The sequence below is a fragment of the Streptomyces sp. genome (assembly GCF_035563135.1).
Lineage (GTDB): Bacteria > Actinomycetota > Actinomycetes > Streptomycetales > Streptomycetaceae > Streptomyces.
On record NZ_DATMVN010000431.1, the window covers coordinates 1 to 11940 of the forward strand.

Consider the following 11940-nt stretch of genomic DNA (forward strand, 5'->3'; position numbering starts at 1 on the left):
CGGACGGGAGGCGCCCGGATTCAGAACTCCAGGACGACCTGGAGGGCATCGGCCGGGGTCTCGTCGAGCAGCACGTACGCGTCGTCGGCCTCCGCCACCGGGACGACATGGCTGACCAGAGACTTCACGTCGACCAGGCCTTCGGCCACCAGGGAGAGGAACGTCCGCTGGAGCCGTTCGACGGTCCAGCGTCCCGCCAGCTGCGGGGGGACCCCGCCTATCTGCGAGCAGATCAGCTGCACCCGGTTGTGGTGGAACTCGTCGCCGAGGCGCAGACCGGCGCCGTCGCCCTGGTAGAAGCCGGACGCCACGACCCGGCCGCCGACGGTGACGGAGCGCACGGCCTCGTGCAGGGCCGGGTACACGCCGCTGATCTCGATGGCGACGTCGGCGCCCGCCCCGCCGGTGGCCTCACGGATGCGTTCGGCGACGCTGTCGGTACGGGCGTTGAGGGTGCGCCGCGCGCCGTACTCACGGGCCGTGGCGAGCCGGCCGTCGAGCGCGTCGACCGCGGTGACCCGCGCGCCGTTGAGCTGGGCGAGGCGGGTGGTGAGCAGCCCGATGACACCCTGGCCGAACACGGCCACGTCCTCGCCCAGGTGGATGTCGGCGGCGAGGATCGCGTTGTGAGCGATGGCACCGACCCGGGCGAAGGCCCCGGCGAGCGGTTCGAGACCGGCCGGCAGGGTGTGGCCGACCATGCGCCCGGCCGGGACGACGCCCTCGCTGCGATGGCCCCAGATGCCCCAGACCAGGTCGCCCGTGACCGGCATACCGGGCGTGCCGACGAGCTCGGGCGAGACCTCGGTGACCTCGCCGACCTCGGAGTAGCCCCAGCCGGCCACCGGGTACTCGATCCCGGCCGCTCCGTCACGGAAGATCCGGGCCTCGGCGTCCCAGGTGCGCGTCAGGTAGGGGTTCGTGCCCCGGTAGGCGGTGAGTTCGGTTCCTGCCGAAATACCGGAGTAGCGGGTGCGGACCCGGAGGTGCCCGGCGGGGAGCGGAGCGCTCTCGTGCTCGGCGACTTCGACCTGACGGGGGCCGGTGAACTGGACGACGCGTTCCACGGGGGCTCCGGTAGCGCTTGGAGGGGGTGTTGCTCGCTGACTTCCGTCGAAGATATCTCAGAGTTATGTCTTGTCAACAAACAAAAGTGGTGCTGAGATGCATCAGGAAAATGCGTAAGTAGCGTGAGGACACAGCATGGTGATGAAGACCCGACGGTCGAGGGCGACCCTGTTCGGGCTCGCCGCGACCCTGGCGGCCGGCTTGCTGGCCGGCTGCTCGGGCAGCTCCGGCGCGGAGCGGCCCGACAACAGGATCACGGTGTGGTCGCAGGAGAACCTGCCGCCGCGGATGGCGGCGACCGAGAAGGTCATCAGCCGTTTCGAGAAGGAGAGCGGCGTCCAGGTCGATCTCGTCGGTGTGGACGAGGCCCAGCTGCCGCAGCTGATCATGTCCGCGGCGGCGGCCGGTGATCTGCCGGACGTGATCGGAGCGGTCCCGATGGGGCAGATCTGGCAGATGTACGGCAACGGCCTGCTCGATACCGAGGTCGCGGACCGCATCGTGAAGGAGCTGCGGCCGGGCACCTTCAACAGCAACGCGCTCGCGCTCACCTCCGACCGCGGCACCAGGCTCGGCGTCCCTTCCGACGCCTGGCTCCAGATCCTCGTCTACCGCAAGGACCTCTTCGCCGAGGCCGGGCTCGACGCACCGGACGACTACGCGAGCGCCCTCAAGGCCGCCGCCGTGCTCGACAAGGGGGGCCGGGACGGGATCTCGCTGGCCACCGACCCCTCGGACGTCTTCACCCAGCAGAGCTTCGAGGACCTCGCCCTCGCCAACGGCTGCCAGCTGGTCGACGAGGCGGGCGAGCCCGCTCTCGACTCCCGGGCGTGCCGCAACGCCTTCGCGGCGTACGACCGTCTCGCCCGCGAGCACGGAGCACCCGGTACCCAGAGCGTGGACAGCACCCGCGCCACCTACTTCGCCGGGAAGTCGTCGATGATGGTCTGGTCCTCCTTCCTCCTGGACGAGCTGGCGGGCCTGCGGTCGGACGCGCTGCCCAGCTGCCCGGAGTGCGGGAAGGACCCGAAGTTCCTGGCGCGCAACACCGGTGTCGTCACCTCCCTGAAGGGCCCCGACGGCGAGGAACCCGCCCAGTTCGGCGAGATCACGTCATGGGCCGTCACCCGGACCGCCGAGACGGACGCCTCCAGGAAGTTCATCGAGTACATGATGGGCAAGGGGTACGCCGACTGGTTCGGCATGGCGCCGGAGGGCAAGATCCCCGTCCGCACCGGCACGGTGGAGGAGCCCGGCGTCTTCGCGCAGGGCTGGCGCGCCAGCGTCATGGGCGTCGACCGCCGCGAGTCCATGCAGAAGGCCTACCCTCCGGCGCTCCTGGACCAGCTCGTCATCGGTGTCGGCGGTATGAAGCGATGGGGCCTCACCCAGGGCCAGGGCACCCTCGTCGGCGCCACGAACGGCGAACTCCCCGTCGCCAAGGCGATCGGGGCGATGACCAGCGGCCAGCTCTCGCCCGACGAGGCGGCCGAAGAGGCCGACGACGAAGTGACCGCCCTCCAGAAGTCCCTCCAGTAGCCGCACGCCGCTCCCTCACGAGGTAACCGACCCATGAGCACAACCCGGAGCGGCGCGAAGAAGCGCCGCGTCCCGACACAGAGTTCGAGCAGCAGGGAGAACCGCGCAGGCCTCGCCTTCGTGACCCCCACCTTCCTGGTGGTCCTGGTCGTGGTGATCCTGCCGATCCTGTGGACCGTCCTGCTCGCCTTCCAGAACGCCAGACTGGTCGACATCCAGGTCAACGGCCTCTTCGGCCGCTGGACCCTGGACAACTTCTCCCAGGTCTTCGGCTCACCCGGTTTCTGGAGCAGCCTCGGCACCACACTCCTCTACACCGTCGGCTCCACCGCAGGTTCCGTCGTCCTCGGGCTGATCGCCGCCCTCGCCCTGCGCAGGCCCTTCCGGGGCCGGGGCGCGCTGCGGGCCGCCATGCTCCTGCCGTACGTCGCTCCCGTGGTCGCCGTCTCCTTCGTCTGGGAGGTCGCGCTCAGCCCGCAGTACGGCATCGTGAACGAATGGGGCCACAAGCTCTTCGGGTGGGAGGACCCGATCGCCTTCCTGTCCACCAGGTCCTACGAAGTGGGCCTGTTCGGAATCCACTTCGACATCCCGCTGGCACTGCTCACGGTCATCGCCTTCGAGACCTGGCGCTACTTCCCGTTCGCCTTCCTCTTCATGCTCGCCCGCCTGCAGGCGGTACCGGCCGGCCTGGAGGAGGCCGCGGAGGTCGACGGTGCCACGCTGACCCAGCGCTTCCGGCACATCCTGCTGCCGCAGCTGATGCCCGTCATCGCCCTGCTGTCCGTCCTGCGCTTCATCATGACGTTCAACAAGTTCGACGACGTCTATCTGCTCACCGGCGGCGGCTCCGGCACGGACGTCGTGGCCGTCCGCGTCTACGACTTCCTCACCTCGCGTTTCGACGTCGGAGCCGCCTCCGCCCAGGCGCTCGTCCTCGCTGTCGTGCTCATGGCCCTCCTGGGCGTCTACTTCAAGTTCTTCGGCAGGAAGATGCAGGAGGAAGCGGCATGACCCCCGCCCCGACCACGACGCGCGAACAGGCGAAGGGCACGGCCGGCCCGCTGCCCGGAGCGCGGCGCCCCCGGCCGCGGCTGACCCGCGCCCAGTTCGAGGAACGGTTCTTCGGAGTCCTGCGGTGGGTGGTGATCGCCTTCCTCGCGGCGATCACGATCGTGCCCTTCTCCTACATGCTGATGCTGTCGGTGAAACCGATCGACGCACTGCTCCTCGACCCGGGCAGCCTCTGGGTCTCGGCCAAGGACTTCACGCTCGACACGTACCGGAGCGTCCTCAGGTCCTCGGCCGAGGGCGGCCAGGGCTTCCTCGGCATGCTGCTCAACTCGGCACTGGTCGCCGTCGCCACGGTCCTGCTCACGCTGGCCGCCGCCGTACCGGGCGCGTACGCCGTCAGCCGGCTGAAGTTCTTCGGCAACCGGCAGGTCAGCGCGGTCTTCCTGGCCGTCTACCTCTTCCCGGCCACACTGCTGGCCGTGCCGCTCTTCGTCATGTTCGCGAAGATGGGGCTGTCCGGCAGCCTCGTCGGGCTCGCCGTCGTCTACATCGCGCAGACCGTCCCCGTCTCGATCTACATGCTGAAGAACTACTTCGTCACCATCCCCTTCAGCATCGAGGAAGCGGCGGCGATCGACGGCGCGTCGCGGCTGCAGACCGTGCGCAGGATCATCCTGCCGCTCGCCCTGCCGACCCTCATGGCCACCGGGCTGTACGTGTTCATGATCGCCTGGAACGAGTTCCTGTTCGCCCTCCTCTTCCTGGCGGCCGACCCCGAGCGGTGGACCGTCTCCCTGGGGCTCCAGCAACTGGCCAACGGCATAGAGGTGTCCAAGACGGTGCTGATGGCCGGGTCGGTCGTCCTCACCATCCCTGTGGTACTCCTGTTCTTCTCCGCCGAGCGGCTCCTCACCGAGGGTCTGACCAGCGGTGCGGACAAGGGCTGACGACGGAAGCCGGGACGGCCGGCGGCCAGGAACCCGACAGCCCCCGGGCTGGTACGGACGCGACAGACAGGGCGAGGACGACGGGGATGGCAGGAAACCAGGCCAGCGCGGGACATCTGCTGCAGCTCATCCGCAGCGGTGAGGCCACCACGCGCGGAGAGCTCCAGCAGGCGACCGGCCTGTCCCGCTCCACCGTGGGGCACCGGCTCGACCAGCTCTTCGGAGCGGGCTGGCTGCGCGGCGCCGGCGGCACCTCCACCGGTGGACGCCCCTCCGCCCGGCTGGAGTTCGACCCGTCGCATGCCGTGGTGCTCGTCGCGGACCTGGAGACCCGGCATGCCCGCGTCGCCGTGCTCGACCTCTCCGGAACCGTCCTGGCCGAGCACACCGGGGACCTCGTCATCGCCGACGGCCCCGACCGCGCCCTGGACCGGCTGGCACGCGGGTTCGGCCCCCTGCTCGCCGAGGCCGGGGCAGGTCCCGAGCGGGTCTGCGGCATCGGGCTCTCCGTGCCGGGCCCGGTGGACTGGGAGTCGGCCCGCATCGTGCAGCCGCCCATCATGCCCGGCTGGGACCGCTTCCCCGTGCGGGAGCGACTGCGCGAGGCCTGGGCCGAGCACGTCGGTGCGATGCCGGCCGCCGGGCCCCTGCCCGTGTTCGTCGACAACGACGCCAACCTGATGGCCCTGGCGGAGCAGCGGGCCGGTCACCCGGACTGCAGTGCGTTCGTCCTGGTCAAGGCCTCCACAGGGATCGGCGCCGGAGTCGTCGTCGGAGGTGAGATCTACCGGGGCATCGACGGGGGCGCGGGCGACATCGGCCACATCCGCCTGCACGACCGCCCCGACGCGCTGTGCATGTGCGGTTCCTACGGATGCCTCGCCGCGGTCGCCAGCGGCCGGTCCATCGCCGGACAGCTCACCGCCGCCGGTGTGCCCACCGCGTCGGGATCCGATGTGCGCGAGCACCTCGCCGCGGGGCAGCCGGATGCCGTCAGGCTCGCCCGCGAGGCGGGGCGGCGCGTCGGTGAGGTCCTGGTCACGGTCGTCACCCTGCTCAACCCCGGCGTGCTGATGCTGAGCGGCGATCTGGCAGGCACCCCGTTCCTCACCGGAGTCCGCGAACTCATCTACCAGCGCGCCATGCCGCGCACCACCGCCAACCTCCAGGTCGTCACCTCCGAACTGGGAGACCGGGCCGCCCTGGTGGGCGCCGCCCGCATGGTCATCGACCACCTGTACGCCCCCGACCGCGCCGACTCCCGCCTCGCGGCACTGGCCCGTACCGGCGACGGCGTCTGAGCGCACCGCACCCGCAGCACAACGACGGAGAGCACCATGTCCACCACCCCCCTCCCGGACACCTGGCCCTACGAACCGGTCCGCGTCGGTCTCGTGGGCGCCGGCCCCTGGGCGCGCGCCATGCACGCCCGCATGCTCGCTGCCGGGCCGGAGACGGCGCTGACGGCGGTCTGGGCGCGCCGTCCGGAGGCCGCGGCCGAAGCCGCCGCACCGTACGGGGCGCCGGTCGTCGCCTCCTTCGAGGAACTGCTGGACCGGTGTGAGGCGGTCGCCTTCGCCGTGCCGCCCGCCGTCCAGGCCGCTCTCGCCCCGCGCGCCGCGGCAGCGGGCCGCGCCCTCCTCCTGGAGAAGCCGCTCGGTGCCGGCCTCGACGCGGCGCGTGCCGTGGCGGAGTCCGTCGGTGAGCACGGAGTGATCTCCCAGCTCGTCCTCACGAAGCGCTACCACCCGGCCACCCGCGCCTTCCTCGCCGAAGCGGCCACGCGTCAGGTGACGGGGGCCCGCTCCTGCTATCTGCACGGGGCCTTCCTCGGCGGGGAGTTCGCCACCTCCTGGCGGCTGGAACACGGAGCGCTGCTCGACCTCGGCCCGCACCTCCTGGACATCCTGGACAGCGCGGTCGCGCCGATCGTCTCCGTACGGGCCACGGGGGACCCGCGCCGCTGGATCGAGCTGACCTGCGAGCACGAGAACGGTGCGGTCAGTCAGGCATCCCTCTCGGGCGCCGTGCAGCTCCCACGGGCCAGGACCCGGGTCGAACTGTTCGGCCCGGGGGAGGAGCTGGTCTACGACACGGCGGACATCGACCACGAGGAATGCTGGCCCGTCCTGCGACGCGAGTTCGCCACCGCCGTACGGACCGGCGAGGGGACCGGCATCGACGCGGCCCACGGACTGCACATACAAAGGCTGCTCGATCAGGCCGCGCGGACCTGACGACGCGTCACGGCGCGCCCCCGGCCGAGCCGGGGCACAGCCGTCCTCCCCCGGAGCCGTGGTCCGCGTCGGGTGGGGGCCGCCGGGTGTGTCAGGCCGGTTCGGAGGTGTCCCTGACAGGCGTGTCCTCGATGCGGGAGCCGGGTGCTCCGCGGTCGGAGGCGGCAGGGCTGTGCGCGTGCTGCGGCGGCGCCTCGTCGTCACCGGCACCGACGCCGGCAGGCGGGATGCGCAGGACCAGCAGGGCGACGTCGTCACCGCTGGGGTCGATGCGGTTCAGGAGCTCGTCGAGGAAGTCCTCGACGTCCCGGCGGGCCAGGGCCGCGGCATGCCGCCGCAGCGTGGCGAGACCGGCCTCGATGTCACGGGAGCGGCTCTCGACGAGTCCGTCGGTGTAGAGCAGGAGAGTCGACCCGGGCGGAAGGTCCGCGCGGGCGTCGGGCCACCCCAGCCCCATGTGCAGGGCCGAGCTGAGACCGAGGAGCGGGCCGTGGCCGGCTTCGAGGAAGCGGGTCTGCCCGCCGGCCGTGATCAGGAGGGGCGGCGGATGGCCGGCGTTGACCCAGTGGAGCTGCCAGGGGCCGCCCTCCGCGCCCTCGACGCGAGCGAAGACGCAGGTCGCCATGGGGGCGTCGCTGGTATGGGTCATGGCCTCGTCCAGCCGGCGCATGATCAGGCTGGGGGGCTCCGTCCGGTCCCAGGCCAGGGCGCGCAGCATGTTGCGGACCTCGGCCATGTGGGCGGCGGCCTTGAGGTCGTGGCCGACGACATCCCCGATGACCATGGTCAGGACTCCGTCGCCCAGGAGGAAGGAGTCGTACCAGTCCCCGCCGATCTCGGCGGCACTCTCCGCGGGCCGGTAGCGGGCCGCCAGCGCGAGGTGGTCGACCTGCGGCAGGGGGGTGAGGAGCTGGCGCTGCATGGTCTCGGCTACGTGACGCTGCTGCTCGAAGAGCTCTGCGGCCTCCATGACGAGGCCGGCGCGGCGCGCGATGTCCGAGAGCACGAACACCTCGGCCTCGGTGTAGGAGGACCCCGGGGCGACACGCGCCACGGTCAGCGCGCCGAAGACCTTCCGCCGGGTGTGCAGGGGGACCACGACGGCGCAGGTTCCTCCCAGCCGGTCGAAGAGATCCCGGTGGGCGGCCGCGAGCGGACTGTCGGGCTGCTCCGCGAGGCGCTCCGCGTCCAGGGGGACGGGCTCGGCGCTCCGCAGTGCCTGGACCACTGCCGAACGGGTGGATTCGGGCAAGGGCGGCAACGGGCCGGTGAGCGCATGCGCCGTGCCGTGGTCGCCGGGGGTGCGGACGGCGGCGCGCTGCATCTCACCGGTCTGCCCGGCCGTGCGGACGTCGATCGCCGCCCAGTCACCCATGTCCGGTACGAGCAGTCCGGCCAGTCTGTTCAGCATCTCCGGCGTGTCCAAGGTGGAGATGAGGACCGTGGAGACCTCGGCCACCATCGTCAGCCGGGCGGTGAGGCCCTCCAGCGCGGCGAGGTAGGCCGCGGTCTGCTCGGCGGCGTCACGGTGGAGGCTGAAATCGTGGAAGACGACCACCGCGCCTTCCGCCCGCCCCTTGTGCCGCAACGGGGTGGCCGCCCAGATGACCGGCACCAGGCTGCCGTCCCCGCGGAGGAAGGATTCCTCGCTCCCCTCGGCCGGCCGGCCGGTGTCCAGCACTTTCAGCAGACCGCACTCGCTCCGCGGGACCGCGCCGCCGTCCTTCCCGCGGTGCAGCAGATCATGCATGTCGTGCCCGAGCATCTGCTCCTGCGGACGGCCCAGAAGCCGCTGGGCACGTGGATTGCAGGCGATGAGGAGGCCGGTGGTGTCGGTGACGAACACTCCCGCCCCCAGGCTGTCGAACACCGTGCGCATGAAGCCGATCTCCAGCAGCCCGTCCGTGGATCTCATCGGGCGGCCCTCGCCGGCACCGGGCAGGCCTCTCCGTCCGCGCCCGGCGTCGTCACGTCTTCCGGTCCGCCCGGCGAGGAGGCCGGACGGCGCCCGCAGCACCACAGCATCTGTTCATCATTCATCCGGCCCGCCCGTTTCGCCGCTCGGGAGAGGCCCGCCGCGGTGCACGCACGCCGAAGCCTTCAGCCCATGCTGCCGCGCGCCGGAGCCTTCAGCGGCCGGGGAACGGGCCGGCCGGACGATGCCGGGCCGGCTGCGGGGTCTACCGCTCCAGCACCAGCGCGGATCCCTGGCCCACCCCGATGCACAGGGACGCCACGCCGACCCCGGACCCGGCGGCCTTGAGCTGGTGGGCGACGGCCCCCGCGAGGCGGGCCCCCGAGGCGCCGAGGGGGTGGCCGATCGCGATCGCCCCGCCGCGCGGATTGAGCACGGACGGGTCGAGGCCGGGCCACTGGGCGACGCAGCCCAGCACCTGGGCGGCGAAGGCCTCGTTGAGTTCGAGGACCGTGAGGTCGGCGAAGTTCCTGTCCGCCCGGTCCAGCGCCCTGTTCACGGCCTCGACGGGGGCGAGCCCGAAGTAGTGCGGCTCGTTGGCGGACACGGCGGATGCCGTGATCCGTGCCAGAGGTTCGCGGCCGGTGGCCCGCAGCCCCTCCTCGTCGGCCAGCAGCAGGGCCGCCGCACCGTCGTTGAGCGGGAAGGAATTGCCCGCGGTGACGGTGCCGCCCTCCGTGCGGAAGGACGGGCGGAGCTTGGCCATGGCCTCCAGCGACGCGTCCTGCCTGATGCACTCGTCCCGGTCCACCACGAGAGGATCGCCCTTGCGCCGGGGGAGTGTCAGCGGTGCGATCTCTCCGTCGAACAGCCCCGCGGCCCGGGCGGCCGACGCCTTCCGGTGGGAGGCGAGTGCGAATTCGTCCTGCTGTTCACGGCTGATGGAGTGCTTTTCGGCGATCAGTTCCGCGCTCTCGCCGAGCGGCACCGTCCACTGCGGATCCATCCGGGGGTTGACCATGCGCCAGCCCAGGGTGGTCGAGTACATCTCGGTGTGCCCGGCCGGGAAGGCCCGGTCGCTCTTGGGCAGCACGTACGGGGCGCGGGTCATGGACTCGACGCCGCCGGCCACGACGAGCGAGTGGTCTCCCAGCGCCACGGCGCGGGCCGCGTGCACGACGGCTTCGAGACCGGAGGCGCAGAGCCGGTTGACGGTCACGCCGGGGACGGAGACCGGCAGACCCGCGAGGAGCGCGGCCATCCTGCCGACGTTGCGGTTCTCCTCACCCGCGCCGTTGGCGTTGCCGAGCACCACGTCGCCGATGCGCGACGGGTCGAGGTCCGGGGTGCGTCCGAGCAGCGCGCGGATGGTGTGGGCGGCGAGGTCGTCGGGCCGTACCTGCGCGAGCGCGCCGCTGTACCTGCCGATCGGGGTGCGGACGGCGTCGACGACGTACACGTCGCGGGGGCGGAAGCTCATGACGTGATCCCTTCGGGCGTACGGACCGGAGCGGCCGTCCTGTCCAGGACCTCGACGGTGCTCACCCCGGGGGCGGTCTCCACCAGGACCAGGCCGTCCTCCGTCACGTCGAGCACGGCGAGATCCGTGATGACGCGATGGACGCACGCCTTGCCCGTCAGCGACAGGGTGCACTCCTCGTCGATCTTCGGGCTGCCGTCCTTGGCGGTGTGCGTCATGGTCACGATGACGCGGCGGGCCCCGTGCACCAGGTCCATGGCTCCGCCGATACCGGTCACCATCTTCCCCGGCACCGCCCAGTTGGCGAGGTCGCCGCGGGCCGAGACCTCCATCGCCCCGAGCACCGCGGTGTCGATGTGTCCGCCTCGGATCATGCTGAAGGAGAGCGCCGAGTCGAAGAAGGAGGCGCCCGGCCGGACGGTCACCGTCTCCTTGCCGGCGTTGATCAGATCGGGGTCCACGTCCTCGTCGTACGGGAAGGCACCGGTGCCCAGGATGCCGTTCTCGGACTCCAGGACGACGTGCACACCCTCGGGCAGGTGGTTCGGGATCAGCGTGGGAAGCCCGATGCCGAGGTTGACGTACTCCCCGTCGCGCAGCTCCGCGGCCGCCCTCGCGGCCATCTCGTTCCGGTTCCAGGCCATCAGTCCCGTGCCTTCCGCTCCGTGATCGTCCGCTTCTCCACCTTTTTGTCCACGGCCTGCTCAGGGGTCAGCGCGACCACCCGCTGCACGAAGATGCCCGGCAGGTGCACGTGGTCCGGGTCGATCTCGCCCGGCTCGACCAGCTCCTCGACCTCCGCGACGGTGATGCGGCCGGCCATGGCGGCGAGCGGGTTGAAGTTGCGTGCGGACTTGTTGAAGACCAGGTTGCCGTGCCGGTCGCCCCTCGCCGCCCTGACGAGGGCGAAGTCGGTGCGGATGCTGTGCTCCAGGACGTACTCGGTGCCGTCGAAGTCGCGTACTTCCTTGGCCGGTGAGGCCAGGGCCACCCCGCCCTCACCGTCGTAGCGCCAGGGGAGCCCGCCGTCGGCGACCTGCGTCCCGACCCCGGCGGGGGTGTAGAACGCGGGTATCCCCGCCCCGCCGGCACGGAGCCGCTCCGCCAGCGTGCCCTGCGGGATCAGTTCGAGTTCGAGCTCACCTCCGAGGTACTGCCGGGCGAACTCCTTGTTCCCGCCGATGTACGAGCCGGTCACCCGGCTGATCCGGCCGGCGGAGAGCAGCACCGCAAGACCGGAGTCCATCGCTCCGCAGTTGTTGGATACGACACCGAGCCCGCTGACGCCGCTCGCGTGCAGGGCATCGATCAACACGTTCGGTACACCGCTGAGGCCGAAGCCCCCCACTGCCACCGACGCGCCGTCCGGCACGTCGGCGACGGCCAGCGCCGCTGACGCGACCACCTTGTCCATGGGACCGTCCATCCGTTTAGTTCGCGTAGTGAAGTTTCCTTCACTACGATGTCAGGAGTTTGCCGCCCGGGTCGGAGCCCTGTCGATGGTCCCGGCTCCTGCCCGACACATCCGGACACACATCCGGCGGCCGGGGCGCGGCACGCGCCGCACGCCTGCCGCCGTACCGTGTCTCTCCGGCACGGACGCACCCGACGGAGAGACAGATGCCACCGACCCGGACCACCCAGCCCGGCGCCCAGGCGCCCGCGGAGGCCGTCGCACCGCTCATGCGCGGCATCGCCGTCCTGCGCCGGCTGACCGACGCGGACGGCTCCCTGAGCCTC

General features: G+C 71.4%; 10 protein-coding genes. 5 read left to right on the forward strand and 5 right to left on the reverse strand.

The window, feature by feature from the left end:
• Window positions 1–20 precede the first annotated feature (20 nt).
• Window positions 21–1067, reverse strand: coding sequence for a zinc-binding alcohol dehydrogenase (locus VN520_RS18905; protein WP_325748098.1), 1047 nt, complete (start codon window positions 1065–1067; stop codon window positions 21–23).
• A gap of 136 nt (window positions 1068–1203) precedes the next feature.
• Between VN520_RS18905 and VN520_RS18910 the strand changes: the two genes are divergently transcribed.
• The 5 genes from VN520_RS18910 to VN520_RS18930 all read left to right on the forward strand — a co-directional run bounded on the left by VN520_RS18910 (window position 1204) and on the right by VN520_RS18930 (window position 6805).
• Window positions 1204–2607, forward strand: coding sequence for an ABC transporter substrate-binding protein (locus VN520_RS18910; RefSeq protein ID WP_325748099.1), 1404 nt, complete (start codon window positions 1204–1206; stop codon window positions 2605–2607).
• Between the two features lie 33 nt (window positions 2608–2640).
• Window positions 2641–3621 carry a sugar ABC transporter permease gene (locus VN520_RS18915; RefSeq protein WP_325748100.1) on the forward strand — a complete coding sequence of 327 codons (981 nt, stop codon included), beginning with the start codon at window positions 2641–2643 and terminating at the stop codon, window positions 3619–3621.
• An 80-nt stretch (window positions 3622–3701) separates the two neighbouring features.
• Entirely contained in the window at window positions 3702–4568 is an 867-nt protein-coding gene (locus VN520_RS18920; protein WP_325748107.1) for a carbohydrate ABC transporter permease, read from the forward strand.
• Window positions 4569–4654: 86 nt separating this feature from the next.
• Window positions 4655–5869 carry an ROK family transcriptional regulator gene (locus VN520_RS18925; protein WP_325748101.1) on the forward strand — a complete coding sequence of 405 codons (1215 nt, stop codon included), beginning with the start codon at window positions 4655–4657 and terminating at the stop codon, window positions 5867–5869.
• 36 nt (window positions 5870–5905) lie between these two features.
• Window positions 5906–6805 (forward strand): Gfo/Idh/MocA family protein, encoded by a 900-nt coding sequence (locus VN520_RS18930; protein ID WP_325748102.1) that lies wholly within the window; start codon window positions 5906–5908, stop codon window positions 6803–6805.
• Window positions 6806–6896: 91 nt separating this feature from the next.
• On the opposite strand, the gene VN520_RS18935 is transcribed toward VN520_RS18930, so the two are convergent.
• The 4 genes from VN520_RS18935 to VN520_RS18950 all read right to left on the reverse strand — a co-directional run bounded on the left by VN520_RS18935 (window position 6897) and on the right by VN520_RS18950 (window position 11614).
• Window positions 6897–8720, reverse strand: coding sequence for a SpoIIE family protein phosphatase (locus VN520_RS18935; protein WP_325748103.1), 1824 nt, complete (start codon window positions 8718–8720; stop codon window positions 6897–6899).
• A 265-nt stretch (window positions 8721–8985) separates the two neighbouring features.
• Complete coding sequence (locus tag VN520_RS18940) at window positions 8986–10200, reverse strand: thiolase family protein (RefSeq protein WP_325748104.1); 1215 nt, start codon at window positions 10198–10200, stop codon at window positions 8986–8988.
• Window positions 10197–10844, reverse strand: a complete 648-nt coding sequence (locus VN520_RS18945) for a 3-oxoacid CoA-transferase subunit B (protein WP_325748105.1) — start codon at window positions 10842–10844, stop codon at window positions 10197–10199. Before VN520_RS18945 ends, VN520_RS18940 begins: the two co-directional genes overlap by 4 nt.
• On the reverse strand, window positions 10844–11614 hold the full coding sequence (locus VN520_RS18950; protein WP_325748106.1) for a CoA transferase subunit A: 771 nt from the start codon (window positions 11612–11614) through the stop codon (window positions 10844–10846). The genes VN520_RS18945 and VN520_RS18950 overlap by 1 nt, the downstream gene beginning before the upstream one ends.
• Window positions 11615–11940: the final 326 nt, after the last annotated feature.

Excerpts from the sequence above, each read along its gene's own strand:
- VN520_RS18910 (WP_325748099.1), top strand. The coding sequence starts at position 1,204 with ATGGTGATGAAGACCCGACGGTCGAGGGCGACCCTGTTCGGGCTCGCC.
- VN520_RS18915 (WP_325748100.1), top strand. The coding sequence starts at position 2,641 with ATGAGCACAACCCGGAGCGGCGCGAAGAAGCGCCGCGTCCCGACACAG.
- VN520_RS18925 (WP_325748101.1), top strand. The coding sequence starts at position 4,655 with ATGGCAGGAAACCAGGCCAGCGCGGGACATCTGCTGCAGCTCATCCGC.
- VN520_RS18930 (WP_325748102.1), top strand. The coding sequence starts at position 5,906 with ATGTCCACCACCCCCCTCCCGGACACCTGGCCCTACGAACCGGTCCGC.
- VN520_RS18935 (WP_325748103.1), bottom strand. The coding sequence starts at position 8,720 with ATGAGATCCACGGACGGGCTGCTGGAGATCGGCTTCATGCGCACGGTG.
- VN520_RS18940 (WP_325748104.1), bottom strand. The coding sequence starts at position 10,200 with ATGAGCTTCCGCCCCCGCGACGTGTACGTCGTCGACGCCGTCCGCACC.
- VN520_RS18945 (WP_325748105.1), bottom strand. The coding sequence starts at position 10,844 with ATGGCCTGGAACCGGAACGAGATGGCCGCGAGGGCGGCCGCGGAGCTG.
- VN520_RS18950 (WP_325748106.1), bottom strand. The coding sequence starts at position 11,614 with ATGGACAAGGTGGTCGCGTCAGCGGCGCTGGCCGTCGCCGACGTGCCG.